General features: G+C 27.0%; 24 protein-coding genes. 10 read left to right on the forward strand and 14 right to left on the reverse strand.

Annotation, left to right across the window (positions count from 1 at the left end; translation table 11 throughout):
- Window positions 1–28 precede the first annotated feature (28 nt).
- Both HNR35_RS01970 and HNR35_RS01975 read right to left on the reverse strand, forming a co-directional pair.
- Entirely contained in the window at window positions 29–1,339 is a 1,311-nt protein-coding gene (locus HNR35_RS01970) for a tetratricopeptide repeat protein (RefSeq protein WP_183223543.1), read from the reverse strand.
- Entirely contained in the window at window positions 1,332–2,849 is a 1,518-nt protein-coding gene (locus HNR35_RS01975) for a fibronectin type III domain-containing protein (protein WP_183223544.1), read from the reverse strand. Before HNR35_RS01975 ends, HNR35_RS01970 begins: the two co-directional genes overlap by 8 nt.
- Before the next feature lie 122 nt (window positions 2,850–2,971).
- Between HNR35_RS01975 and uvrC the strand changes: the two genes are divergently transcribed.
- Window positions 2,972–4,768, forward strand: coding sequence for an excinuclease ABC subunit UvrC (gene uvrC, locus HNR35_RS01980; protein ID WP_183223546.1), 1,797 nt, complete (start codon window positions 2,972–2,974; stop codon window positions 4,766–4,768).
- 84 nt (window positions 4,769–4,852) lie between these two features.
- Here the strand turns inward: uvrC and HNR35_RS01985 are convergent, their stop codons facing one another.
- Both HNR35_RS01985 and holA read right to left on the reverse strand, forming a co-directional pair.
- Window positions 4,853–5,494 carry a hypothetical protein gene (locus HNR35_RS01985; protein WP_183223548.1) on the reverse strand — a complete coding sequence of 214 codons (642 nt, stop codon included), beginning with the start codon at window positions 5,492–5,494 and terminating at the stop codon, window positions 4,853–4,855.
- A 3-nt stretch (window positions 5,495–5,497) separates the two neighbouring features.
- Window positions 5,498–6,487 (reverse strand): DNA polymerase III subunit delta, encoded by a 990-nt coding sequence (gene holA, locus HNR35_RS01990; RefSeq protein WP_183223550.1) that lies wholly within the window; start codon window positions 6,485–6,487, stop codon window positions 5,498–5,500.
- A gap of 56 nt (window positions 6,488–6,543) precedes the next feature.
- Here holA and HNR35_RS01995 point away from each other — a divergent pair, with 56 nt between their 5' ends.
- A complete protein-coding gene (locus HNR35_RS01995; protein ID WP_183223552.1) occupies window positions 6,544–7,692 on the forward strand; it encodes a lipid galactosyltransferase in 1,149 nt (382 codons plus the stop codon).
- Here the strand turns inward: HNR35_RS01995 and HNR35_RS02000 are convergent.
- Window positions 7,689–8,531, reverse strand: a complete 843-nt coding sequence (locus tag HNR35_RS02000) for a mechanosensitive ion channel family protein (RefSeq protein WP_183223554.1) — start codon at window positions 8,529–8,531, stop codon at window positions 7,689–7,691. The genes HNR35_RS01995 and HNR35_RS02000 overlap by 4 nt on opposite strands.
- 209 nt (window positions 8,532–8,740) lie before the next feature.
- Here HNR35_RS02000 and HNR35_RS02005 point away from each other — a divergent pair, with 209 nt between their 5' ends.
- From HNR35_RS02005 to aspS, 7 genes are read left to right on the forward strand one after another with little or no spacing between them, the layout of a single operon-like run.
- Window positions 8,741–9,346 carry a chromate transporter gene (locus HNR35_RS02005; protein ID WP_183223618.1) on the forward strand — a complete coding sequence of 202 codons (606 nt, stop codon included), beginning with the start codon at window positions 8,741–8,743 and terminating at the stop codon, window positions 9,344–9,346.
- Window positions 9,343–9,876, forward strand: a complete 534-nt coding sequence (locus HNR35_RS02010) for a chromate transporter (protein WP_183223556.1) — start codon at window positions 9,343–9,345, stop codon at window positions 9,874–9,876. Before HNR35_RS02005 ends, HNR35_RS02010 begins: the two co-directional genes overlap by 4 nt.
- Window positions 9,877–9,878: 2 nt before the next feature.
- Window positions 9,879–11,138 (forward strand): RNA polymerase factor sigma-54, encoded by a 1,260-nt coding sequence (gene rpoN / locus HNR35_RS02015; RefSeq protein ID WP_183223558.1) that lies wholly within the window; start codon window positions 9,879–9,881, stop codon window positions 11,136–11,138.
- A complete protein-coding gene (locus HNR35_RS02020; RefSeq protein ID WP_183223560.1) occupies window positions 11,128–11,421 on the forward strand; it encodes an HPF/RaiA family ribosome-associated protein in 294 nt (97 codons plus the stop codon). Before rpoN ends, HNR35_RS02020 begins: the two co-directional genes overlap by 11 nt.
- Window positions 11,422–11,433: 12 nt before the next feature.
- Complete coding sequence (locus HNR35_RS02025; protein WP_006434018.1) at window positions 11,434–11,709, forward strand: HPr family phosphocarrier protein; 276 nt, start codon at window positions 11,434–11,436, stop codon at window positions 11,707–11,709.
- A 2-nt stretch (window positions 11,710–11,711) separates the two neighbouring features.
- Window positions 11,712–13,817, forward strand: coding sequence for a cation:proton antiporter domain-containing protein (locus tag HNR35_RS02030; RefSeq protein WP_006433968.1), 2,106 nt, complete (start codon window positions 11,712–11,714; stop codon window positions 13,815–13,817).
- 3 nt (window positions 13,818–13,820) lie between these two features.
- Window positions 13,821–15,581, forward strand: a complete 1,761-nt coding sequence (gene aspS, locus HNR35_RS02035) for an aspartate--tRNA ligase (RefSeq protein WP_183223562.1) — start codon at window positions 13,821–13,823, stop codon at window positions 15,579–15,581.
- A gap of 380 nt (window positions 15,582–15,961) precedes the next feature.
- On the opposite strand, the gene fbaA is transcribed toward aspS, so the two are convergent.
- The 9 genes from fbaA to dnaA form a co-directional block, all read right to left on the reverse strand.
- Window positions 15,962–17,041 (reverse strand): class II fructose-bisphosphate aldolase, encoded by a 1,080-nt coding sequence (gene fbaA, locus HNR35_RS02040; protein ID WP_183223564.1) that lies wholly within the window; start codon window positions 17,039–17,041, stop codon window positions 15,962–15,964.
- A 157-nt stretch (window positions 17,042–17,198) separates the two neighbouring features.
- The gene (locus HNR35_RS02045; protein ID WP_183223566.1) at window positions 17,199–18,266 is read right to left on the reverse strand and encodes an NAD-dependent epimerase; all 1,068 of its coding nucleotides are present in this window, start codon (window positions 18,264–18,266) and stop codon (window positions 17,199–17,201) included.
- Window positions 18,267–18,309: 43 nt separating this feature from the next.
- The gene (gene jag / locus HNR35_RS02050) at window positions 18,310–19,038 is read right to left on the reverse strand and encodes an RNA-binding cell elongation regulator Jag/EloR (protein WP_183223568.1); all 729 of its coding nucleotides are present in this window, start codon (window positions 19,036–19,038) and stop codon (window positions 18,310–18,312) included.
- A gap of 12 nt (window positions 19,039–19,050) precedes the next feature.
- The gene (gene yidC / locus HNR35_RS02055) at window positions 19,051–20,685 is read right to left on the reverse strand and encodes a membrane protein insertase YidC (RefSeq protein WP_183223570.1); all 1,635 of its coding nucleotides are present in this window, start codon (window positions 20,683–20,685) and stop codon (window positions 19,051–19,053) included.
- A gap of 8 nt (window positions 20,686–20,693) precedes the next feature.
- Entirely contained in the window at window positions 20,694–21,029 is a 336-nt protein-coding gene (gene rnpA / locus HNR35_RS02060; RefSeq protein ID WP_006434003.1) for a ribonuclease P protein component, read from the reverse strand.
- Window positions 21,010–21,165 carry a 50S ribosomal protein L34 gene (gene rpmH, locus HNR35_RS02065; RefSeq protein ID WP_004791483.1) on the reverse strand — a complete coding sequence of 52 codons (156 nt, stop codon included), beginning with the start codon at window positions 21,163–21,165 and terminating at the stop codon, window positions 21,010–21,012. Before rpmH ends, rnpA begins: the two co-directional genes overlap by 20 nt.
- Window positions 21,166–21,256: 91 nt before the next feature.
- Entirely contained in the window at window positions 21,257–21,556 is a 300-nt protein-coding gene (locus tag HNR35_RS02070; protein ID WP_183223572.1) for a hypothetical protein, read from the reverse strand.
- A 92-nt stretch (window positions 21,557–21,648) separates the two neighbouring features.
- A complete protein-coding gene (dnaN, locus tag HNR35_RS02075; protein ID WP_183223574.1) occupies window positions 21,649–22,806 on the reverse strand; it encodes a DNA polymerase III subunit beta in 1,158 nt (385 codons plus the stop codon).
- Window positions 22,807–23,045: 239 nt separating this feature from the next.
- Window positions 23,046–24,500 (reverse strand): chromosomal replication initiator protein DnaA, encoded by a 1,455-nt coding sequence (gene dnaA, locus HNR35_RS02080; RefSeq protein ID WP_183223576.1) that lies wholly within the window; start codon window positions 24,498–24,500, stop codon window positions 23,046–23,048.
- 186 nt (window positions 24,501–24,686) lie between these two features.
- Between dnaA and gyrB the strand changes: the two genes are divergently transcribed.
- Window positions 24,687–26,591, forward strand: a complete 1,905-nt coding sequence (gene gyrB / locus HNR35_RS02085; protein WP_040353499.1) for a DNA topoisomerase (ATP-hydrolyzing) subunit B — start codon at window positions 24,687–24,689, stop codon at window positions 26,589–26,591.

Genomic DNA, 26,591 nt, shown 5'->3' on the forward strand with positions numbered 1-26,591 from the left:
TTATTGTCAACTAAATAAATTATAAATATTAGTAATTTATCCTAAACTCTTTATAAGCTTCTATTAAATTTTGAAAATCTCCAATAGAAATGTCAATTTCAGAACAAATCCATTCTTCATGCAAGAGCTCTTGAACCATTTTTTCTTCATTATTACTCAATTTTAATTCAATACACTCATCTTTAATTCTCCAAATATATGTATTTATCCTCATATTGTGATCAAAAATAAAAATAGGATCTCTCAAATTTAAAGAATTATCAATAAAAAATAAATACTCTAAATACCAATTTACTCTTAAAGCTATTGCAAATTCTTCAAGCAAATTTTCAATCAACATATCCTCGCTAGACTCAAGTAATTTTAAAAATTTTGAATAAGACTCTGGGTTAAGCTCACAAAGTTTTTTCATGTAAAAATAGGCATCCTCAAGATCACGATTCCTAAGAAAAAATAAAGTTGCATACAAATATATCAAATCTAGATTAGAATAATCATTAACCATTCTCTCAATAGCCTTTTTAGGAGAAAACTTTAAAAGATCAATTGTTGCAATGTGCATATTATAAATTGTATAAATATTTGAAAAATTCAAAATGGCTTTAACATAAGACATTGTAGCTTGAGTCATGCTACCTATTTTATGAAAAATAGTTGCCCTATTATGCCAAATATACTTAGAATAATGAGAATCAGTCAAAAATTTCTCAGAAAGCCTAATTGCTCTGCTTATTTCCCCAATAGAATAGAAATAATACATTAAATAATTAACAACAATAGAAAGATTGGCATCAAAAAAATTTTTGCCTACTTTTAAAAAGCTTGCTGTTTCAAGAGATTCGCTATTTTTTAAAATCCAAATATTAAGTTTAACAAGAGAATTATTTTTATCCAAATCTCTAGCCTCGAAAAATAATTTTAAAGCCTTATCTTTGTTCCCCATCATTTCAAATAAAACAGCACTATTGTTTAAAGCTTGTATAAAATCGGATTTTTGCTCTTTAGCTTTTAAAAAACAGCTTAACGCAAGTTCATATTCTCTTAAATTGAAATAAAAAACACCTAAATTATAATTTTCAAAAGGACCTAAATCATCTTTATTTTTTTCAACTTTCCCATAATCCATAAGCTTAACTAAAAAATTGTGTTCACTTAAAATAACAGGATAAGTATTTAATACATATAAAAGAGCCTTATAATCCTTTTTCTTAAAATAAATAAGTGCTTTAAGTGCAAGAGAATCAAAATTTTCATCAAAAACATCTAAATTATCAAGAGAGCTTTTAAAATCACCATTTTTATAAAAATTTAAAGCTTTCTCAAAACTAAAGTTATTCATATTTTTTAAAAATCTCCATAGGCCTTACAGAAATTTCCTTTGAAAAAGAAGTCTTATTAACACTTTTGTCTAAATTGTAAGCAGCAATACTAATATAATAAAGCCTTCCATCTTCAAGTCCTGTAATCTTAAAAGAAGTTTGATTTCCAACATCAATAGGAGAAATTAAAGAGCCACTGGTTTTTCCATGATAATTACCAGAGGTAACGCCAATATAAATATAATATCCTTCAACACTACTATTAACAACAGGAATCCACTCAATAAAAACTTCCCTAGAACCTGGAATAACTTTTGTTATCACAGGAGGAAATGGAGCTGCTTCGGGAACATAAGTGATCGACATACTATAAAGAGAAGGACTGCTTACAGAATCTCCACTAGGATAAAATTCAACTTTTATTTGAATATATTTTGATATTTTCGAATCTGGAAAATCTTTTTTAGGATCAAAATGAATCCAAGCCCCAGTTAAATTTTTCTTAATATTCCCATAGCTATCTGTATCATAAAACACTTTATTATCTAATCTATAATAATAAACAATCTCTGTATCCTTAGGAACATTAGAATCAACATCAAAAGACAATATTTGAGAATAATATTTAGAAAGCTTAATAGGCTCTGTAATAATGTATCCCATATTCTTTGAAAAAAAAGCATTGCTAACTTCTTCAAAGCTTTTATGTATTTCTAAATTCTCAACAGCACCAGTAAAATAAGTTCCTAGAGTAAAATCAATAAAATTGCCAATACTTAATAAATATCCTGATCCTTCCTTCTTGTTATCCGTTACATATTCTATTGCTTGAGGTTTAGAGTCTATTAAATATTCAAGTATGCCGTCCCTTTGTCTATATCTTAAAGTATGTAAATGCCATTTCTTTGGAATAAAATCATCATTGCTTTTCATTCTAATTTTGATAGGATTTTTATTATCTTTTAAAAATACATTGTTTAAAACCCAAACAAAATTTCCCTCATCACTTTCCAATCTAATAGACTGATCTACCCACAAATTATTAATATTTTTATAACCATCCCAACTAAAAATAATTTCTCCTGTAACAGAAGTTGTTCGATATACCCAAAACTTAATAGTAAAATCAGAAACGGTATTGCCTGAGAAAAAGAATGCTTTTTTTGTCAATGGCTTAAACTTAATAGAATTTTGATTTGAATAAAAAATTAAAGAGCCGTTAGAGACATTACGAAATTCATTTGAAACTCTCAAACTTTTTGCACTAACTAAATAGTTTAAAGATGTGTCTTTTAATTTATTATCCCTTCCTATTTCTAAGCGTAAATCAATATTATTCAAATCTAAAACAGCTTTATATCTACCCAAATAAATACCAAGCAAACCCCTCATATCCCTTTCAAAAGTAATATTTTTAGAATCTTGAATAAATTTAAAATTTTTTTTTGAATCAAGTATCAACTTCAATTCTTGAGATAAAAGACTAGAAAAACACGCAAAAAATAACAAGAGCATTAAAATTAATCTCATTTTTGACCTTTTAATTGTTATTATTCATATTTTTTAAATACTTCAAAACATAAAACAAACTGTCTTATGATACAATATTATATCATAAGATGATTTCTAAAATCTAAAAACTGCCTAACAGTATGAAAGAAAACCTAACAAGTTTATTCGAAAAAGTAATAAAATTACCAACTACAAGCGGTTGCTATAAAATGCTAAATGAAAATAAAAAAATACTCTATATAGGAAAAGCAAAAAATCTAAGATCAAGAATAAAAAGTTATTTTTTAGAAAAAAAAAGCCAAAAAATCAAAATATTAATGAAAAATGTAAAATCAATAGAAGTTATTACAACAAACAGTGAATACGAAGCATTGCTTTTAGAATGCAATCTAATCAAAACTCACAAACCTGATTACAATGTAAAATTAAAAGATGGGAAAGGTTATCCCATGATAAGAATAACTCATGAAAAATATCCAAGAATTTTCAAAACTAGAAAAATAATTAATGATCAAAGCGAATATTTTGGACCATTTACTAATGTAAAAAAATTAGACCAAGTACTAGACTTTATTAACAAAACATTTAAGATTAGAAAGTGTAAAAAAAAATCCAATGCTCCTTGTATGTATTATCATATGGGGCAGTGCCTTGGAGTGTGCTACAAGGAAAACCTTGAGAAAGAATATCAAGAAGAACTAGATAAGGCAAAATCCATACTAAACGGAAATATATCTGAAATATTAAGCCAAATTGACGTTAAATTAAAACTTGCCATACAAAAAGAAGATTTTGAAACTGCCATTAAATTAAAAGAAATTAAAAGTTCTTTAATAGAGATTACTCAAATCCAAATCGTTGCAAAAACCAATAATTTAAACACAGACTATGTGTATGTTCATCCAGGAGAACATGTAAATACAATAATAGTATTAAAATATAGAAATGGGAAATTAGTTGAAAGAGATGCAAACTTTGACGAGAGTATCTGCAAAAAAAATGAATTGGTTTTACAATTTTTGATTCAATACTACACATCTATTAATATGATAGTACCCGACAAAATTCATATTTTTCTCAAAGATGTCGACACTAAAAATGCTGAAAAACTAATAAATGAGATTAAAAATACAAAAACAGAAATTATTTACAAAGAAACAGAAGAAATTTTAAAAATAATGGAAATGGCCATATCTAATGCTGAATTATCTTTAAGAGAATATGAAAATAAAAGCAACAAAGCACTTGAAAGCTTGAAAATTTGTCTAGAAATGGATAAACTTCCCAAAATAATTGAAGGATTTGACATTGCCCATCTTAAAGGTCAAGAAACAGTAGCTTCTATGGTTACTTTTAAAATGGGAATTCCCTTTAAAGAACACTACAAGCTTTACAAGCTAAACTCACTATCAAAAGGAGAAATTGACGACTTTAAGGCAATAAAAGAAGTAATTTTAAGAAGATATTCAGAAATAATCAATAAAAATTTAGAATTACCAAATTTAATTTTAATTGATGGAGGAAAAGGACAATTAAATGCTGCTTTTTCTATATTAAAAGGTTTAAAAATAGAAAACAACGTAAAAGTCTGTTCGTTGGCAAAAAAACATGAAACAATATTCTTAACAACCAACAAAAAAGGAATAAATCTACCTCAAGGACACCCTGCTCTTAGAATACTACAAAATGTAAGAGATGAGGCGCACAGAAAAGCTAACGAATTTAATAAAAAAAGAAGAGAAAAAATAACCCTATTGTATACAAAAATACATGGAATTGGAGAAAAAACAGCTCAAAAAATATTAAAATCAATTGGAACTTATAAGGACATATTACCTTTAAGTGAAAGTGAAATTTCAAAAAAAATAAAGGTAAACATTGAAATTGCAAAAAGAATAAAAGAATTTGCAATGAAAGAAAACTTAATAAAAAAATAATCACGGCAAATAAATTTTAAATTCAATTAAATTTCATATAACCTCTAAATTAATGGCTAAAATTACAATATTTTAACTAAATTATTATTTATCAATATTTTTTAAAACATAAAAACTATTTGAAATTCCAGGCGATAAAACTAAAAAAAGATCATTAATAAGCTTGTTTCTAACTTGCATATCTAAAACATCTCCCAAAAGTTCTATTTTATATCCTCTAGAAGAACTCTTTACTACTCTAAAAAAATAAATAATCTCGGTGTAATCACAATTAGTCAAATCTACAACAACTTTATTTATTACATTGTTAAATATTTTTTTACGCTCTTTTTTTTCTAAATTTTTAATCTTTGAAGATCTTATTTCAATTTCATTTAATTTAGCCAAAAATTTTTCTATCCCGTTTTGAAAATTAATATTTTTAATAATAACTTTAAATTCAAAACCTTTAGAAATGTTTTTTTTATCTATTATTTTATATCTTAGATTATTAAAAAACAAAGGATAAAAAATAAAATCATCCTTTGACTGAGATTTCAATCCACGAATCTTTTCTCTTAGATCATCATCACTTGGAATATTTAAATGATCAAAAAATATTTCAGGATTGTTTTGCAAATTTTTAATAGAATCAAAAAACTCTATTAAAACAATTTCTGCCAATCTAGATTCAGATCTACAAGATAAAAAACAAAATAATACAATCCAACTTAATTTTCGCTTCATATATTAAAAATCAAATTTTGATTCTGTAGAAGAATGCATTAAAAAATTATTATTAAGCTTTAAGATTGAAAATATTAAAAAATACGACAAATTTTGATGAATATTTTTAGAATAAATCCTCAAATATAAATCAAACTTATATAAAATTTTCAAAACAATTTTTATTTCTGCAATTGAATAATTTTTAACTCCTGCTCTATAAATTTTATTTAAGGAAAAAAAGATTTTATTTTTATTTAATGCACTCTGCAAGCTTCCACATACATTATAATCTATTTGCACTTTTAATAATCTTTTAAATTGCCAAATAAGACTCATTAAAATATTAAGCAAATCTTCCCCTTGATCCAAAATAGACTTGATCTTTATCAAAGAATGAACCATATCTTTTCTTAAAATAGAATTGAATAAAGAAAAAGTGTTTTCAAAACGAACAAAACTAATCCAAGAAGTTATATCTTTCTCATTAATAGTGTTGTTCTTAGCAAAAAGCGCAAAAGAATCTATATAAAATTTCAAAATTTTAGTATCTGAATTTAGCATTAAAAGCATTAAGTTTATTGCAGAATCTGTAATTTTAATATTAAGATTAGAAAAATTTCTTTTTACAAATGTAAATTTGTCATCATCAGAAATTTCATAAAAAACTTTTTTTATAAACTTAAGTTTATTTTTAAAATCAATGTTACATGTATTGTTATTAGAAACAAAAATAACAGTTTTATTGTTAGACTTTAAAATTGCATTACATATTAGTTCTAAATCTTTTCCTACTTTTAAAAGTTCAGCCTCATAAACAATAAGAACTTCTTTTTCTGAAAAAAAAGACTTGGAAAATAGTTTTTCAGCAAATCCCACAACTGAGAGTTCCGACAAAAAAATTTTAGTAACTAAAACTTTCGATTTAAAAGCATTCATCTTGATTAAAAGCTCTTTTAAATAAGCCTCTTTTAAACCTTGCTCACTGCCTAATAATAAATAAACCACTTGCATCAAAGTAAATTATAATCCAAGTCCCAAATATATTATACTTAAGCTAGGAGGAGAATATGAAAGTTGCAATATTTACAGATACCTATATCCCAGAAAAAAATGGAGTGGCAACGTCAATAAAGCAAATTAAAGAGGGATTTGAAAAAAATGGATATGAAGTTTACATATTTTGTCCAAAATCCAAAAAATCTTTAAAAGAAAAGAATGTTTACAGATGCTCATCTATTCAAATAAATAAAAAACTAGATGCTGTAATAGCTTTTCCCAACAAAAAAAAAATATTTAAAATAATACAAAGCTATAAACCAGACATCATTCATACTCACTCCGAATTTTCTATGGGAAAAATTGGAAAACAAATTGCATTAAAACAAAACATACCAATAGTTCACACAAGCCATACAATGTGGGATTACTATTTACATTACTTAGGAATTTTTAAATATTTTATTAAACCCGATAAAATGATGCGAAGACATTATAATAAAATAAAGCATTTTATTTACCCATCAAGCAAAGCAAAAGAGCGGTATTTTCAACTTTCAAATAATTCTAACTATAAAATAATTCCAAATGGAGTTGATAGAAAGCTTTTTATAAAAACTCTAAGCAAAGAAAAAAAAGATGAAATTTTTAAAAAACACAACATAAAGCAAACAGACAAAATAATCATATTTGTAGGGAGAATAAATAAAGAAAAAAACATAAATTCATTAGTAATACATTTAAAAGACCTTTTAATACAAAATAAAAATTATAAACTTATCATTATTGGTAAAGGAAGTGAAGAAAAGGAAATAAAAAATTTTAGCATCAAACATGGGCTTGAGAAACAAATATTACTAATAGGAACAATTCCATGGGAAGAAATATGCTATTACTACAAAATTTCTGATATCTTTGCTAGTCTATCAAAAAGCGAAGTATATCCAATGACGGTAATAGAAGCATTAACTGCTGGAATACCCGCTATTTTAATAAATGATTATATATATAAAGATGTAATAAAAGAGGGAATAAACGGATTCTTAATAAAAAAGTACGAAAACCTATCTAAGTACATCGATAAAGTAATAAAAGATGATAAAACACTAAAAACATTTAAACAAAATGCGAAAAAATACTCTACTAAATTTTCAAGCCATTTTTTTACAAAAAAAATTGAAAATTATTACTCAGAAATTATTGCAAAAAAAAATCATTAATGTGACTTATCAAAAGGTATAAAACAAATTGGAAACTTAATTTTCATATCCAATAAAACATTTTTAATAGACTCACCAATAAAATATTTAAAATCCCAAAAAGCCTCTGTATTAACAAAAAATCGAACCTGCACAACTATATAAAAGGGGGTATATTTTTCGACAATAAGAATAGGAGAACAGGCCTCAACATTAAATTTGTTATTATCGAGAATCATTAAACCCTCTATTTTATCTTTCAATAAACCGATATTTGTGTCATGAGGAACTTGAAAAGAAAACACAACTCTTCTTCTAGGATTTGCTGAAAAATTAATAACAAAATTAGATGTAAGCTTACTGTTTGGAATTTTAATAATTTCTTCGTTAAATGTTTTAAGTGTAGTAAAAAAAATTTGAACATTCTCAACTAACCCTTCAACATCGCCGCATTTAATATGATCTCCACGCTTAAAAAATTTAGAATTCAAAACAATAAATCCGCTAACAAAATTGGATAAAATACCTTGGGCAGCAAGCCCAATAGCAAGTCCTAATGATCCAAATACAGCAACAATGGATGTTGTAGGCACCCCAAGATATGGCAATATTATTAAAATAATAATAAAATCTGTTAATATTTTGAAAAAAGATTCTAAAAAGTTAAAAACTGTAGCCTCTAACTTTTCCTCTAATCTAGACTTTTCCAAAGTCTTAAATAAGATTTTCCCCATTTTCTTAACTATTAACTTTAAAAAATACCACAGCACTATGGCAATCGAAACTTTTAAACCATAACCTATCACACTCTCAAGAATATGATTAAAATAATCTTTAAATATAAAAAACTCCTTAAACAAACTAAACTTTCCCTCTAAACTTTACATAAATTAATTGAATTATAACACAAAAATAAACAAACCTTTTCAATATAAACTCCTAGCAAAAACAATACATCAATGTTTTAAAGCTACAATAAAGCATGTTTTCGTCACCGTAGCCCAATAACAAAATACACATTACAACAACATTTATGGTAAAATTAATATGCCAAAGATTTTTACTAAATTTGACAAAACAAATGCATAAAAAGAAGCAAAAAAAATTATATGAAATTCTAGACTTGTTTTTACTTGTCTTTAAAACAACAACACTTACAATTGGCGGAGGATTAATAATTATATCTGAGCTTAAAAAAATACTTGTTAAAAAAAGAAAAATAATATCAGAGGACGATTTTAACAAAATACTAGCAACATCAAATGTTATTCCTGGGGTTACAGCAGTTAATTTTGTATTCCTAATAGGAAAAAAATTTGGAGGGTTTCCATGTGCACTTTTACTAGTTGTTGCTGGAATTCTACCTTCCATTATTGCAATAATAATGGTATTCCTTTACCTAAAATTAGTACCAGATAACGCACAAGTTAAAAAATTTTTAGAAGGTGCAAAAATCTCTTCAATTATCATAATGTTAACAGTTGTGTTAAAATTTTCAAAAAAAATGTTAAATAATTCTGTAATAAAATGGACAATATGTTTTCTTGTAATTTTTGCAATTTTTAAATTAAAAATAAAAATATCATATATTCTGCTAATATTCTTTTTAATATATACATTAAAATATATAACAATAAAAAAAATATTAACTACACAGAAAAAGGATATAAGTTGATTTTAATAAATTTATTAATTACATTTTTAAAAATCGGATTACTAAATTTCGGAGGTGGCAACGGAATTGCAGCAATAATAAACAATGAAATAATTAATAATAAACATTGGATAACACAAGAAGAATTTGTCAATATGATTACAATATCAAGAATAACCCCAGGACCTATTGCCACAAACATAGCAACATACGTTGGAATGAAAATTGCAGGAATTACAGGAGCCATAATCGCTACAGTAGCATTAATAACAGCTCCAATATTAATAATGGTTATAATCCTACTAATGCTACACAAGATCGGCTTTTTAAATTATTGTCTAGAAAATCTAAAACCTATTATTGTTGCGCTATGGATAATTACAATAATCATTTTGCTTGAAAACACATATTTAAAAATAGAAAACGACAAAACAGAACTTTTAAGAACCTTGGCTGTTGTAGGAATTAATTTTTTTATTTTATTTCTTTATAATAAAATAAGCCCGGCATTAGTAATTATACTTAGCGGATTTTTTTATACATTAATATAAATATGATTAAACAAAAATTAAAATTATCTCAAAATTTAAACTCTATTCAAATACAAACAATAAAAATACTAGGTCTTAATAAAAAAGAATTAGCACAGCTTATACTAGAAGAAAGCGAAAATAACGAATGTCTAAAAATAGTCCCAAATAAAATCTTTTTTGAAACATTAAAAACATATAGATTTAAAAAGTTTTTTTACAAAGAAGATAATATGATAAAAAATCAACACGACATAGCTCTTGAAAAAACACACACAAATACTTCTTTAAAAGAGCACCTTTTACTACAATTAAGAATTCAAAGAATAAATGAAGATGAACTTAAAATAGGTGAAATATTAATAAACAATCTAAACAATAAGGGTTTTCATATAATAAACCCTTATGATCTTTTTAAAAAGGAAGAAAAAGAAAAAGTAAAAAAAATAATTGAACTTATTCAAAAATTTGATCCAATTGGAATTTGCGTCCCCAATATAATAGAATCGTTAATTTTACAAGCAAAATATCATAAATTAGAAAGCAATATTATTAAAATCCTTGAAAAAGCAGAACTTCTTGAGAAAACTCAAGAAAAATTAAAAGAAGAGCTCAAAATAAGAAGTAAAGAATTTAATACAGCTTTAGAAATTATAAGACAAAAACTCAACCCCAACCCAACAATCGAATTTAAAGATCCAGAAGACACTAATTTTTATGTTGATCCAGATATATTAATAATAAACCGCAATAACAAATTTGAGATTAAAATCAAAGAAGTTAGCATCTTTAAAAAAGAACTTAAAAGGACGCCTGAAAATCCTCAAAAACAAAAAAAAGCAAAATGGTTAATCGAATCATTACGATATAGAGACGAAATACTTGCAAAAATAGGAATAGCTATATACACACTGCAAAAAGAATTTCTAAGAAGAGGTTTTAAAAGCTTACGGCCAATGAACTTGAGCATTTTATCAGAAAAAATCAATGTATCAAAATCAACAATATCAAGGGCAATAAAAAATAAATATTTAAAATGCGAGTGGGGTACCATATTAATCAAAGAACTCTTTAGCTCTGTTGGTGGAGCAAAAACAAATGAATTTTCAAAATTAAGCATTAAAATAACAGTAAAAAAGTTGTTAGAAGTAAATAAAAAGATGTCAGATAAAGCAATTTCTGCTATACTAAAATCCAAAGGAATCTCTATTTCTAGGAGAACAGTAAACAAGTATAGAAATGAATTGAAATCTGAGAAAGGAAAAATATATTATGGAACCTAAAATTCAAACAGTCAATTATAACTTAAATGAGAGTGAAAAAAATTTTATTCTCAAAAAGCTAGAAAAATTTGATACTCATATCAAAAAATATGTAGAAAATTTAAAAATTACAATCAAAAAAGAACGTGAACTTTTTGAATTCGACGCACACGTTCACTTTAATTGGGGGAAAAGAATACATATAAGAGAAGATGGGAAAATACTTCTAACCCTTATTGATAGAGCAATAGGAACACTTTACCAAGCAGCAACTAAAGAAAAAGAAAAGAGGAATAATAAATAAAATAAGTAAAAAATGCAAGAAGTAGAAATTGAGATAATAAATAAGGATGGAATACATTCAAGATCCGCAAACATCATTTCTGAATTCGCAAATAAACATTCTTCGTGTGATATAAAAATAACAACAACAGATGGTAGAAAAGCTGACGCAAAGTCTACATTCGAAATTATCATATTAGGAATAATATATAAAGAAAAAGTAAAAATAACAGTCATCGGGAAAAAAGAAAAACTAATAATTAAAAATTTGTTAAACTTATTAAAATATAATTTTTCAAAAGAGCTTTAAAAATGAACAAAAAAATTTTTTACATAACAATGCTACTACACTTACCTAATCTTCTATTTTCATACTCAGCAAAAGATGACATTGAAGCAACAATGTCATCTTTTGTCATGAGTCTGGCAATCATTGTAATCTCGTCTATTTCACTAGGCAATTTAGTGGCAAAAATAGGAATTCCAAAAGTAATAGGGCAAATAACAGCAGGAATAATTTTAAGTCCAAATGCCTTTGGAAAAATTCAAATACCTTTATTATTTCCATTAGGGATAACTCAAATTGGAGAAAATTATTTAATAAATGAAAAAATATTTGCAATCTCTACCATAGCTTCAATAATATTACTTTTCACGGCTGGACTTGAAACTAACCTAAAATTGTTCATCAAATTTCTGCCACGCGGAGGAATTATTGGAATAACAGAAGTTATTGGCACATTCACAAGTTTTGTATTAATGGCCAGTATAATTTTTAATGTTCCTATGATAAGTCCAACCTCACTTTTTATTGGAATAATTGGAACCCCAACATCAGCAGGAATCGCAGCAAGCATACTCTCAGCACAAAAAAAAATGAGTACTTCAGAAGGGGTAACAATAATCTCAACTTCAATTATTGATGATGTACTTTCAATGCTTATGCTTACAAGCGTAATAACTATATCAAGATCTATATCAGATCTTGATATAGCAAGCTCAATCAAAAGCATAATTCAAAACATAGTAATCTGGCTATGTTTAACTTTCTTTTTAATATATATATCAGAGACACTCTCAAGACTGTTAAAAAAATTAAATAGTGTCACACTAGCAACCGTAATAACACTCTCTCTAGCTCTTACTATTGCAAGCATTTTTCAAAATCTAGGAATGTCTTTTGTTGTTGGAGCTTATGTATTTGGGCTTGCTATGTCAAAAACAGATATTGTATATGTAATTCAAGATAAACTAACAATTTTTGAAAGATTTTTTATCCCAATCTTTTTTACATCAATTGGGCTTATGTCAGATATTAACGAAATACTTTCAAAAGAAGTTCTTATTTTGGGATTGGCAATTAGCGCAATAGCAATAATTACTAAAAGCATATTTTGCTTTATTCCAGCACTTTTTTTGGGATTTAATAAACTTGGAGCCTTAAAAATTGCAGCCGGAATGGTCCCAAGAGGAGAAGTTTCACTTATTATGGCGAATGTAGCATTATCTTCAGGATTTATTAGTCAAAAAATATTTGGAATCATAATAATAATGGTATTTTTGCCAACAATTATTGCAACACCCATAATAAACTTTTTATTCAAAATAAATAAAAGCGGACTTAAAAAAGAACTACCAATAGATCAAAATACACACATATGCGTATCATTTGAGTATGATAATTTAGCCAAAATTCTTGTGTGGGACTTGAAAAATGAATTAAGAAAAGAAGGATTTTTCACACAACAGATTAAAAATGATTCTTCACAATATATTAATGCAAGAAAAAATAATATATCCTTTTCAATAAAAAGAGAAGGTAGCAAAATCACATTCGAATGCCCAAATAATCACTTAATTATAATGCAAGACCTTTTTAGAGAAACAATATTAAACCTAGAAAAAATAACCAAAGAAGTTGAAACAGTCTCTTTAAGAGCAAAAAAACTAGATTACTCAATAAATTATGATAAAATACTTAGTAATATCAAGCTAAATAAAAGAATAAAAAAGGAAAATATTATTCTAGAATTAAAAGCAAGCAACAAGGCTGATGTAATAAGAGAACTTCTAAGCGTAATAAACATTGAAATTGACAAAGAAAGAATATTCCAAGATTTAATGGAGAGAGAAAAATTAATTACTACCGCATTAAAAGAAGGTTTTGCTATCCCCCATTTAAAAACAAATTTAATCTCAAAAATACATATTGCAATAGGAATAAGCCATGGGGGGATTGACTTTAATGCTCTTGACAAAAATTTAAGCCATGTTTTTATATTAATATTATGCCCAGCAAAAGATTATGTTAGCTACCCTAGAATTTTAGCATCTGTTGTAGGCAAAGTTGATCTATATAAAAAAGAAATTTTAAATGCAAAAACAGACAAAGAAATTTACAATATAATAGTGAGCTGAATTATGTTTAAAGTTATCAAATGTAATGAGTTAAATGAAAAATTGATAAACAAAAAAGTTGAAATAAATGCTTGGATAAAAAAAATAAGACACCATGGAAAATTTACCTTTCTAGACATAAGAGACAGATATGAAAAAGCTCAGGTCTTAGTAACTGAAGAGCACCTTTTAAAGATAGTAGAAAAAATAAAACTTGAATATTGTATTAAAATTCAAGGATTATTGATCAAAAGACCTTCTAACATGATAAATGCAAATATGAAAACAGGATATTTTGAAATATTGGCAAAAAACATTGACATTATATCAAAGTGTAATGAATTGCCATTTATGATAGAAGATGACAATAATGCAAGTGAAAACTCAAAACTTGAATATAGATACTTAGATTTAAGAAGAGATTCATTGAAAAATAAAATCATCTTAAGATGCCAAGCTACTCATCTTATTAGAAATTTTTTAGTAAAAAGAAAATTTTTAGAATTAGAAACTCCAACTTTTGTAAAATCAACACCAGAAGGTGCAAGAGACTTTGTAATCCCATCAAGAATTCACAAAGGATCTTTTTATGCCCTACCCCAATCTCCACAACTTTACAAACAGCTTATAATGATAGCGGGATTTGATAAATACTTTCAAATAGCACGTTGCTATAGAGATGAAGATTCAAGAGGAGATAGACAACCGGAGTTCACTCAACTTGATATTGAAATGAGCTTTATCAAAAAAGAAAATATTTTTAAATTAATAGAAAATATGCTTTTTTTAATATTTAAAAATTGCCTTAATATTAACTTACCTAAAAAATTTAAAAAGATAACATATAAAAAGGCCATGAACACATATGGAAGTGACAAACCAGATACTAGATTTGAACTTATATTGCAAGATATAAGTCGAAATTTAAAAAATTCAGAATTTAATATATTCAAAGATACTCTAAAAAACAAAGGGGTAATTAAAATTTTAATAGTAAAAAATAAAGCTGATAAGTTTTCAAGAGCAAAAATAAATAATTTAGAAGAAATTGCAAAGCTTTACAAAACACAAGGACTTTATTTTACAAAAATTGAAAACAATAAATTTTCTGGGGGAATTGCAAAATTTTTAAAAACAGAAGAACAACAATTAATAAAAACCTATTCTCTAGAAAATAATGACATAATTTTCTTTACAGCTAATAACAAATGGGAAATCGCTTGCAAAGCAATGGGTCAAATTAGAATAAAAATTGCAAACGATCTTGAACTAATAGATGACAATAAATTTGAATTTCTATGGGTCTACGACTTTCCACTATTTGAATATGATAAAAACACAAAAACCTATACGCCAGCTCATCACATGTTCTCGCTTCCCAAAAAGCGATATATTGCCAATTTAGAAAAAAATCCAAACAAAACCATAGGTGAAATTTACGATCTTGTTTTAAATGGTGTAGAGCTCGGTTCAGGTTCAATTAGAATACATAACAAAGAACTTCAACAAAGAATTTTTAACATAATAGGATTCCAAAAAGAAAAATCAGAAGATAGATTTGGTTTTTTTCTAAAAGCACTAGAATATGGGGCTCCTAACCACGGTGGCATTGCAATTGGTATTGATAGACTAATAATGCTGATGACAAAATCAACTTCAATAAAAGATGTAATACTATTTCCCAAGAATTCTTTTGCGGCAAGTCCTCTTGATAATTCCCCCTCTAAAATCTCAAATGAACAACTCAAAGAGCTAGGAATTAATATTGTTGCCGATGACACTTAAATTCACAATTTAACTATAGCACACCTTTAAAATTATAAAAATCAGGCAATCTATATTCTTTAGCATTTTCCAATAGCATGCTCTTCTTCAAAAAATCAAATCTCAAAAGCTAAAGTTTAATTTTTCACAAACAATAAACACTATAAAAACACATAAAGCCATCTCAAAGCAAAAATGCTTTTTTAAAAAATTTTAATTATTTTCTTATTCAGCCATAATGTCATTAAAAAATCATTTTAAAAATAAATTAATATCTTATTTAAATTCTGAAAAATATATCAAATAATCAATAATTTTATAATTCAATATCTAAAACATAATAGAATAATAAAAAAGCCGCTCAAAAAGCAGCTTGCAAATAAAAATTCGTGAATTTTTATTTAATTCCTATTAATATTATTAAGATTTTTGCACGCAATTTTCACACGGTCTTTCATAGAAATTTCAGCCTCTCTTAACCAAACTCTTGGATCGTAAAATTTCTTATTTGGAACATCAATGTTCTTGCCATCTCCTAATTGACCTTGCAAACGATTTTCATTTTTTTTGTAATAATTTAAAACACCTTCCCAAGCGGCCCACTGAGTATCTGTATCAATATTCATCTTTACAACCCCATAAGAAAGTGCTTCATTGATCTCATCAATTGTAGACCCAGAACCCCCATGAAAAACATAAGAAACTGGCTTACTAATATTTGCTCCTGTTTTTGATATAACATAATCTTGACCATCCTTTAACACCCTTGGAGTAAGCTTAACATTCCCCGGTTTATATACTCCATGAACATTTCCAAAAGCTGCTGCAATCTGAAAATTTGGACTAATCTTTAAAAGTTCTGAATATCCATAATAAATATCCTCAGGAGTTGAAAATAGTTCATGTAAAGCCCTATCTGAATTGTCAACTCCATCCTCTTCCCCGCCCGTAATTCCAAGCTCTATTTCTAAAAACATTTCAATTTTTGCCATTCTTTCTAAGAATTTTTTAGAAATTTCAATATTTTCTTTAATAGGCTCTTCTGACAAATCTAACATATGTGAAGAAAATAATGGTCTTTTGTGCTGACTATAGTATTTTTCACCATACTCTAAAAGTCCTTCAACCCAAGGAAGCAAATTTTTAGCACAATGATCAGTATGAAGAACAACAGGAACACCATAATGCTCTGCCATCAAATGAACATGCATAGCACCAGAAATAGCTCCAACTATTGAAACTCCTTGTGGTTTTTCCATCTTCAACCCTTTCCCACAAATAAAAGCAGAACCACTATTGGAAAATTGTATCATAATAGGAGAATTAATTTCTTTTGCTGCCTCCAAAACTGCATTAATAGAATTCGTTCCTATACAATTAATAGAAGGAATAGCAAATCCTTCCTTTTTACATATTTCATATAAAGAATGCAGTTCTTTTCCATAAACTACACCTGGTTTAATCTTGTCTAAAACGCCCATTTATAACACTCCTTTCTATTTTATTTTTTCTTTTATCAAATGCCTACAATAAATTATACACCTAAGAAGTAGAATTGAATTTAAATCAATTGATAATTATTGAACCAAAGCAACCATAAATTTATTAAAAATCTATCATTCTGAAAAAAAATAAAAATCAAACCTTCTCAGTAGTCTCTAACATTTTATACCACTGTGAAAATTCCTTTATTCCTTCTTTAATAGAAATTTTAGCCTCATAACCCATATCATTTTTAAGCTTTACAATATCACAACAGCTTTCCACAACATCTGCTTTTTGCATAGGCATATAATTTTTTAAGGCCTTTTTATCAAAATTCACCTCAAGTTCTTCAATAAAATCTAACAATTTAGTTGCATGTCCAGTTCCTATATTATATATCCTGTAAGGGAAAGAAGACGTTGACGAATTTGGATTTTTAACATCAAAATTACAATCGCTCTTAGCCGGATTCTTCAACACTTTGTAAACACCGTTTGCAATATCACTTACATATGTAAAATCTCTAGCCATATTCCCATTGTTAAAAATATTAATAGCCTTGCCATTTTTAATTCCATCTGAAAATAAATATAAAGCCATATCGGGTCTTCCATAAGGCCCATAAACTGTGAAAAATCTAAGCCCTGTTGTGGGAATATTAAAAGATGCACTATAAGCATGCGCTATTATCTCATTAGATTTTTTGCTAGCTGCATATAAATTTAAAGGATGATCCGTACTAAAATCTTCATTAGATGGAATATTCTCATTTATACCATAAACCGATGATGTTGAAGCATAAACAAAATGCTTAATGTTTTCTTTGCAAACTCTACATACATCTAAAACATTAAAAAACCCAACAATATTTATTGAAACATAACTATCAGGATTTTCAAGACTATCTCTAATACCCGCTTGAGCAGCTAAATGACAAACATGTGTAAACTTATATTCTTTAAAAAGTTCTAGCAGTTTATCTTTATTTAAGATATCAAGATAAGCAAAAGATAAATTATTATATTTTGCACTCTTAATAATCTTATGGGTTTTTACATCCTTAGAGCAAAAACCCAAGGCCTCTAATCTTTCATGTTTAAATTTGAGTTCATAATAATCATTTAATATGTCTACACCTAAAACTTCATGCCCTTTTTCTGCAAGCTTTTTGGCTACGTGAAATCCAATAAAGCCTGCAATTCCAGTTAAAAAAATCTTCATATTATTATTCCTTTAAAATTCAATACAAACTAAAAGCATCAATCTATTTTTTAAACCCAAAATCTCTTTTTTGATAACTGCGAAAATTATTGTTGCCAAACCTATTATTTCTGACATAGGAAACCCTTATTCTTTTTATATTTCCATCACCCTCGCTTTCAGTTTTTATATCACTATAACGATTTAAAGTCGTATGAATAATTCTTCTTTCAAAAGGATTCATTGATGGCAACAAAATAGACCGCCTGGTTCTTTTGACTTTATGAAAAGAATTTATTGCTAAATTAATAAACCTAGATTTAAATCGTTCTCTATAATCTCCAATATCTAATATAACTCTATTAAAGGTACTAGTTTCACCAATAAGCTTAGAGGTATAAACATTTGTCAAAAGCTGTAAAGAATCTAAATTTTTACCCTCTCGCCCAATCAAAATATTTGGGCTATCTGTCTCAATAGAAATCTTAATATAACCTTCTTCTTTAAGCTCTATTGTTAAGTTCACAGAATATCCCATTTTGATTAGCATTTCTTTTACAAATTCTAAAATTTTATCACAAATTTCATCCCCAATTTTAATTTCAAAACCACCCTTTTTAACCTCCTTTACATGAGGAGAAACCCTTATTTTAATCATTTCTTTCTTAAATAAAAATCCAACCCTTTCTTTATCTAAAATTTCTACATCAAACTCACCTTCTTTTAATTCTAGATCTCTCATTGCTTTCTTTATTGCTTCTTGTTCGGTTTTTCCGTAAAATTCATAGCTCATATTATTCCCCCTTTAAGACAAATGCATCTTTATATAGTATTGTTGTAAAATAGTAAAAATATTTGTTGTAATCCAATATATCAAAAGCCCTGATGGCATATTGTAAAGTATGAAAAAAAACATAATAGGCATTCCAAAATATAAAAACTTCTGCTGCGCTCCAAGATTTTTTAAATCAATATTAGAACTAACAATTGTAGATCCTAATTGAGTAAACATCATAATAAAAGGTAAAATTCTAATATCGGTCCAAGATACAAAATAAAGCTTATATCCAAAATGATATACACTGTCACCAATAGATAAATCATCAATCCAACCTGGAATAAAATTAGCCCCTCTTAATAAAAATAAATTATTTACAAGTGAATAAAGAGCAAAGAATATAGGAAGCTGTAAAATTACAGGAAGACACCCTCCAAGAGGATTAACTCCTTCTTCTTTATACAGCCTTCCCATCTCTTCATTTAACTTCTTGGGATCATGCTTAAACTTTACTTGAAGTTCTTTCATTTTGGGTTGAAGCTTGGAAAGCTCGGCAGTAGCTCTAAATCCCTTAAATGTCAAAGGGAATATAAGTATTCTAACAACAATTGTCAAAAAAATAATTGAAAGCCCCCAATTAGGTATAACATCATAAAAAACTTGCATTACTATTTGCATAGGAACTTGAATTAAATGCCACAAACTCTTCTCTACTGACATTCCAAAAGCACTATCAGATAAACCAAAGGTATTAGCATCATTTTTATCAAAAATATCTAGATACCTATTGTCCCTAGGCCCAGCGTAAATAAAAAACTTATCATTAATGTTTTTTTTATTTATAACATTATTAACAATAAACGATTTAAGAATTCCTTTTTCCTTCTTGAACTCAACTTCCATATTTTCTTTAGAAAGCAACACTTCAAAATACTTGGTACTAGAACCAATCCATTTGGGATTGTTAATACTTAGACCATCTTTACCATATTTAAGCTTATTATCATAATAAATTATTTGAGATAAGTAATTATTATATTGCAACTTAGCCTTATCGCTTAACCTTTCAATCTGAGAACCAAAAATAATTTTATAAGAATCAATATCAAATAAGTCATAATCCTCAAGACCGTTTACAGTAACTTCAAATTTTATCAAATATTCATTTTTTTTAGAAAATGTATACTTTTTCACATATTCATAAGTTTTGCCATTATTTTTAAAATAAGCTTTAAATTCATGATTAAAATCATCTATTTTTTTATACAAAAACAAATCCTCTACTAAATAATCAAAACTAACATCGAAAAAAGGTTCATTTTCATAATCAACATTAATCAGGTCTGTAGGAGTTTTTTCCAAATTTAAATGATTTTTAAGCTTTAATGAAACCAAATTTCCTCTAAATGTTGAAAAAGTAGCACAATATATCCCTGTTTCTACAAAAATATCTTGAGACTTATCAATCAAATTAAAGTTATTGCTTTTACTTAAAAATAATTGATTATCATCAAAGCTTTTGCTTAAATCAAAATTCAAATCCTTCTCAGAAGACTTAGAACTTAACATCCTGGAAGAAAAAACATCATTAATAAGCATAAAAAGACCTATTAAAAATAAAGACAAATAAACAGCTCTTAAAACTCTTTTACTTTGATTCACTTATGCCCCTACACCATTAAAACTAAACTTTTCATAAGAGATTCAATATTAAAATATGTCAAATCCAACCTGTTATAATAAACCACAAAAATAATATCTATAGCCCTACCTTCTAATAATTCTAATCTTTTTCTAAAAGCTTCTTTAAAAAGCCTTCTAACAAGATTCCTTTTTACAGAGCCCCTAAAACTTTTAGAAAAGGTAACAAGAATTCTAGAATAAATCAGATGATTTGATTTATAAAACATTTTAAGATTAAGACTGCTAAATCTAATCAGATTACCTTCTTTGAAAATTTTTTGAATTTCTATTTTTGATTTTAGACTAATATTTCTTTTTTTCATCAGAAACAGTTAATTTTATTCTTCCTTTTGCCCTTCGTCTTGCAAGAATAAGTCTTCCACCTTTAGTCTTCATTCTAGCCCTAAACCCAAATTTTCTATTTCTTTTAACACGACTGGGCTGATAAGTCCTTTTCAAAACGCTCCTCCATTAAAAACAATTTTCCGCTACTAAGCTGTAAATTGAACACTACAATGGTATAGTATATAAATACGATTGTCAATAATAATTATTTCACTATAACCTTTATATCTATTACTTTAATACATGTTAATTCTTCTATTGATTTTATTATTTTTGACTTATTGACTGATATACTATGCAACATACTTGAATTACTTACTTCAATAAAAAGAAATCGCTCATTTTTAAAATCTAAAAATTTAACATCATCTGATAAAGTATTGAAAATCTGATTCCATTTATCAACAATCAATAATTTTGAACTTATTTTTTTATTAACAAGCAAATCAGATTCTAAATAACCTTTAAGAACATTATCTATTTTTTTAAAAGCAGAATCATTCATAGCAATTTTTTATACCACAATGCAAAAAAATAATATTTAACAAACTTTAAAAAAGCTTATTTCAATATTCAAAATCACATTAATAATTTACTTTACCCTAAAGACATCGGCATTATCAAGTGTGTAAAATCAAAATTTTCAGGTTCACTCAATTTTAATACATTTCCCGAATTAAATTGTATTTCTATCTTAGAAGTCTCAAAAACACCAATAGCTTCAATAAAATATGAAATATTAATAGCCATAACCTCATCTGACCCATCATATAAATAGTTCGGATTTTTAATAAAAAATTCTCCTTTTCTTCCAGTAATCAAATCTTCCCCAAGAAGTTTTAGCTGAGACTCAGAAAAATTTAAAACTAACTTTCTTGATTTATCAACATACAAATTGATTCTTGCAAGTCTATCTTTCAGAATGCTTAGCGAAACTAAAGATTTATTTTTTTGTTCTTTGGGTATAATGCTTTTATAATCAGGATAATTGCCATTAATTAAACTACAAGCTATTTTATAGTTATCAAATTCAACATAAAATTTTTTATTCGAAGATTTTATTTTAACCATACCTTCCCCTGACATAAGATGTTTTAAAAAATTAAATATTTTTACGGGAACTATAAAATTCACATTCTCTTCAACCATAATTTCTGTTTTACAAATAGACATTCTGTGCCCATTAGTAGAAACAAGCAATAATTGAGAGTCTTCATTTTTTGTAAAATACACGCCATTTAATACATTTTTAGATTCATCAAGATGTGCTGAAAAAGCTATTCTGTTTATTATTTTTTTAAAAGATTTTTGTTTTAATTCAATTTCAAAAGTATAATCTTCATTAACCATATCATAATTGTAATTTTCTATTTCTTCATATGAAAAAGTAGGTTCTTTCAAATGATCTTCATATTCTTCTTTTTCATTTTTTGATTCTTCCATAATTTCTAATTTGCTATTATTTTCGTTAAAAACTATTTTAATTTTTTTGCAAAAACTGAATGCTTTCACTGCATCATAAAAATTTGAGGCATTAATTAATACCTTAAAATCTGTCTCTGAGACAATTGGAATTATGCTTTCAAAAAATATATTTCTGTCTGTTGATTTAATTATAAGATTAGATTTTTCTACTTCTATTAACAATGCACTCCAAATGTCATTCATATTCCTGTTTAATATTATTCCCTTTGCTTTTTCTATCTCACTTGTAATTTGATTTGTGTCGCAAATAAAAAATGTGTTATTTAACATGATTCCTCCTTGTATATTTTATTACATTTTGTACCTGTAAATTTTCATTGTTTTATATTTTTAGTCCATATATATATGATAGTAATAATAGTAGTAGTATTCTGTTTAATTGTTTAATTATATTTAATGTAATATGGCATAAAGAAATATCTTGTTGAATTATAGGTTGTTTTTTGTTGTATTTTTGTTAAATAATTTGTTTTAATTGTTTAAAAGAATTTTTGATTTTTCAATTAGGTTTAATTTTTTTTTATTTTGTTCATAAGTTCTGTGATTAAATTGTTTATTTCCTTGTCATTATTTCTGTCTCTATCTATTTTATTTATCGAATAAAGCACTGTTGAGTGGGTTTTTCCGCCAATAATTTTTCCGATTTCAATTGTTGATAGCTCTGTAAAATTCCGCAGAAGGTATGCATAAATATGTCTAGCTTTTGTTATTTCTGGTTTTTTGCTATGTCCCTCAATATCTTTATGTGCAATTTTTAGTTCTCTTAAGAGTATTTTTTTTATATTTTCAATATTGATTTTATTGCTTGGTTCGTTAGTTGTTTCTTTTTCGTAAATTATTATTTCTTTTATTATTTTTTCAACAATTTCAATGTCAATTTCTATATTGTCTAAATCTATATATGCTTTTAGTTTTGTTACAGCAGCTTCAAGATCTCTTACATTTGTTGTAACTTTTTGGGCAACCAGATTTAGTATGTTTTTAGGAACCTTTATGCCATCTTCTTCTGCTTTTTTTTCAATAATAGCTACTCTGAGTTCAAAATTGGGTTTTGATATATCAACATTTAATCCCCTTGTGAATCTGCTTTTTAGTCGATCTGTAAAATTTGTAAGTTCAGAAGGGGACCGGTCACATGTGAATACTAATTGTTTATTGTCTTCATAAAGGGCATTAAATGTGTGAAAAAGCTCTTCTTGTATACCTTCTTTTTTTTGTAAGTCGTGGATATCGTCTATAAGTAGCATGTCTAAGTATCTATATTTTTTTTTAAATTTTTTTGTTTCGTGTGTTTTTATGCTTTCTACAAACTCATTTAAAAAATTTTCAGCAGTAACGTATAATATTTTGAGGTTATTATGTAATTCTTCTGTTTTGTTTCCTATGCTTTGAAGTAAATGTGTTTTTCCAAGCCCAACTCCACCGTAAATTAAACAGGGATTATATTTTTTCCCAGGATTTTTTGAGATTGACAAGCTGGCGTTGTATGCAAGTTTATTATTTGGCCCTATGATGAAATTTTCAAATGTATATCTTTTTTTAAGAAAGGGGTTTTTTAAATTTGTAAGTCCTTCTTCTTTTTTGATATACATTTTTATACGATCTTTTATGCCTTGAATCGGTTCTTTAGAGGGTGTGTTTCCTTTAAGTTTGTCGAATTTTGGGAAAGCGTTAAAATTTGTTTTTTCGCTTTCTTGTTTGTTAGAATAGGTTTTAGGTGATTGATTTGTAAATACAATGACTACGTTATCGTAGCCATTGTTTGTGAGTATTTCTTTGATTTTTTTTGTAAATCTTTTTTCTATTTGATTTTTATGGAATAAATTTGGAGTAGATATTTTAATATTGTCACCTATGGATTCTAAAAAGCACAAATTTTCAAACCAAACATAAAACTCTTCTTCTGATAATTCTTTTTTTATTTCTGTTAAAATTAAGCTCCATATATTTTTTGATTTTTCCATTTTTTGTCCTTGTTGGTTTTAGTACTATACTTATAACATTATATAGTATAATGTTAAATTAGGATTCTATCTGAATTGCTTGTAAAATTTTTAAAATTTTTGTTAATTTGTATGTAATAGATATTATTTTTTTTTTAATGTAGAATTTATCTGTGTCTAGATTTTAGTTAAATGAATGGAAGGTTTATGAATTATGTTGCTAGTAACATTCAGGTTTTAAAAGGACTTGAGGCTGTTAGGAAAAGGCCTGGTATGTATATAGGCTCTGTTTCTATTAATGGGTTGCATCATTTGGTTTATGAGGTGGTTGACAATAGTATTGATGAGGCTTTAGCTGGTTTTTGTGATAGAATAGATGTTATTATTAATTTAGATAATACCATAACTGTAATTGATAATGGGAGAGGGATTCCTACAGACATTCATGAAGAAGAAGGAATTAGTGCCCTTGAACTTGTTTTGACAAAACTACATTCTGGCGGCAAGTTTAATAAAGGCACTTATAAAGTTTCTGGAGGATTGCATGGTGTTGGAATTTCGGTTGTAAATGCTTTGTCTTCGTTTTTAGAAGTTTACATTAATAGGGATGGAAAAATTTTTAGGCAAACTTTTTCAAAAGGTATTCCAACTTCTAAAGTAGAAGTTGTGGGAGAATCTGTTATTACTGGAACCAAGGTTACTTTTTTAGCAGATTCTGAAATTTTTGAAACTTTAGATTATAATTTTGATGTTCTTGAAAAAAGACTTAAAGAACTTGCTTTTTTAAATGATAAAATATATATTTCAATTGAAGATAGAAGATTTGGCAAAGAAAAATCTTCTAAATTTTATTTTGAAGGTGGCATAAAATCTTTTGTAGATTATTTAACTAATAACAGTAAAGCTTATCAATCAGAATCTTATTATATTGATGGTTTTATGAATGATGTTATTGTTAATGTGGGACTTAAATGGACTGAAAGCTATTCTGATAATATTCTTTCTTTTGTTAATAATATTAATACAAGAGAAGGGGGGACCCATGTTATGGGCTTTAGAAGTGGCCTTACTAAGGCTATGAATGAAGCTTTTAAAAATTCAAAAATAAGTAAAAAAGATGTTCCAAATCTTACAGGAGATGATTTTAAAGAAGGACTTACAGCTGTGATTTCTGTAAAAGTTCCAGAACCTCAATTTGAAGGTCAAACAAAGAGCAAGCTTGGTAATTCTGAGATAAAAAAAATAGTTGAGGTTATTGTATACGAGCATTTATTGAAAATTATTAATTTAAATCCTTTAGAGATAGACATTATTCTTGGAAAAGCAATAAAAGCTGCTCGTGCTCGTGAGGCTGCAAGGAAAGCAAGAGAATCAGAAAGAAAAAAAAATGCATTTGAAAGCCTAGCATTGCCTGGGAAATTGGCTGATTGTACTTCTAAAAATCCCTTGGAAAGAGAAATTTATATTGTAGAAGGTGATTCTGCTGGAGGAAGCGCTAAAATGGGTAGAAATAGATTTTTTCAGGCCATTTTGCCATTGTGGGGGAAAATGCTTAATGTTGAGAAAACAAGAGAAGATAAGGTAATTACCAATGATAAGCTTATTCCTATAATTGCATCTCTTGGCGCAGGAGTTGGTAAAACTTTTGATATTACAAAACTTCGTTATCACAAGATCATTATTATGGCAGATGCTGATGTTGATGGCTCTCATATTAGAACTTTGCTTTTAGCTTTTTTCTTTAGATATATGAGAGAATTAATTGAAAATGGCTATATATATATAGCCATGCCTCCTCTTTATAAAATAAAGTATGACAATCGTATTTATTATTTTTATGATGAGAAAGAAAAGGAAAAGTTTTTAGATTCTATTGAAACTAAAAATCGAAATAGTATCTTTCTGCAAAGATATAAAGGACTTGGGGAGATGAATCCAACGCAGCTATGGGAAACTACTATGGATCCTGCTAGAAGAAAAATGAGATTGATGAATATAGATGATGCTGTTGAGGCTGAAAAAATTTTTGTTACTCTTATGGGGGATTTAGTTGAGCCTAGAAAAGAATTTATTGAACAGAATGCACTTAATGTAATTAATCTTGATGTGTAA

The sequence above is a fragment of the Borreliella spielmanii genome, from assembly GCF_014201705.1.
Taxonomy (GTDB): Bacteria; Spirochaetota; Spirochaetia; order Borreliales; family Borreliaceae; genus Borreliella; species Borreliella spielmanii.

Excerpts from the sequence above, each read along its gene's own strand:
- gyrB (WP_040353499.1), top strand. The coding sequence starts at position 24,687 with ATGAATTATGTTGCTAGTAACATTCAGGTTTTAAAAGGACTTGAGGCT.
- dnaA (WP_183223576.1), bottom strand. The coding sequence starts at position 24,500 with ATGGAAAAATCAAAAAATATATGGAGCTTAATTTTAACAGAAATAAAA.
- HNR35_RS02045 (WP_183223566.1), bottom strand. The coding sequence starts at position 18,266 with ATGAAGATTTTTTTAACTGGAATTGCAGGCTTTATTGGATTTCACGTA.
- HNR35_RS01985 (WP_183223548.1), bottom strand. The coding sequence starts at position 5,494 with ATGAAGCGAAAATTAAGTTGGATTGTATTATTTTGTTTTTTATCTTGT.
- HNR35_RS02070 (WP_183223572.1), bottom strand. The coding sequence starts at position 21,556 with ATGAATGATTCTGCTTTTAAAAAAATAGATAATGTTCTTAAAGGTTAT.
- dnaN (WP_183223574.1), bottom strand. The coding sequence starts at position 22,806 with ATGTTAAATAACACATTTTTTATTTGCGACACAAATCAAATTACAAGT.
- rnpA (WP_006434003.1), bottom strand. The coding sequence starts at position 21,029 with ATGAAAAAAAGAAATATTAGTCTAAAATCAAAAATAGAAATTCAAAAA.
- jag (WP_183223568.1), bottom strand. The coding sequence starts at position 19,038 with ATGAGCTATGAATTTTACGGAAAAACCGAACAAGAAGCAATAAAGAAA.
- holA (WP_183223550.1), bottom strand. The coding sequence starts at position 6,487 with ATGCAAGTGGTTTATTTATTATTAGGCAGTGAGCAAGGTTTAAAAGAG.
- uvrC (WP_183223546.1), top strand. The coding sequence starts at position 2,972 with ATGAAAGAAAACCTAACAAGTTTATTCGAAAAAGTAATAAAATTACCA.
- HNR35_RS02025 (WP_006434018.1), top strand. The coding sequence starts at position 11,434 with ATGCAAGAAGTAGAAATTGAGATAATAAATAAGGATGGAATACATTCA.
- rpoN (WP_183223558.1), top strand. The coding sequence starts at position 9,879 with ATGATTAAACAAAAATTAAAATTATCTCAAAATTTAAACTCTATTCAA.
- HNR35_RS02020 (WP_183223560.1), top strand. The coding sequence starts at position 11,128 with ATGGAACCTAAAATTCAAACAGTCAATTATAACTTAAATGAGAGTGAA.
- aspS (WP_183223562.1), top strand. The coding sequence starts at position 13,821 with ATGTTTAAAGTTATCAAATGTAATGAGTTAAATGAAAAATTGATAAAC.
- HNR35_RS01995 (WP_183223552.1), top strand. The coding sequence starts at position 6,544 with ATGAAAGTTGCAATATTTACAGATACCTATATCCCAGAAAAAAATGGA.
- fbaA (WP_183223564.1), bottom strand. The coding sequence starts at position 17,041 with ATGGGCGTTTTAGACAAGATTAAACCAGGTGTAGTTTATGGAAAAGAA.
- HNR35_RS01970 (WP_183223543.1), bottom strand. The coding sequence starts at position 1,339 with ATGAATAACTTTAGTTTTGAGAAAGCTTTAAATTTTTATAAAAATGGT.
- HNR35_RS01975 (WP_183223544.1), bottom strand. The coding sequence starts at position 2,849 with ATGAGATTAATTTTAATGCTCTTGTTATTTTTTGCGTGTTTTTCTAGT.
- HNR35_RS02030 (WP_006433968.1), top strand. The coding sequence starts at position 11,712 with ATGAACAAAAAAATTTTTTACATAACAATGCTACTACACTTACCTAAT.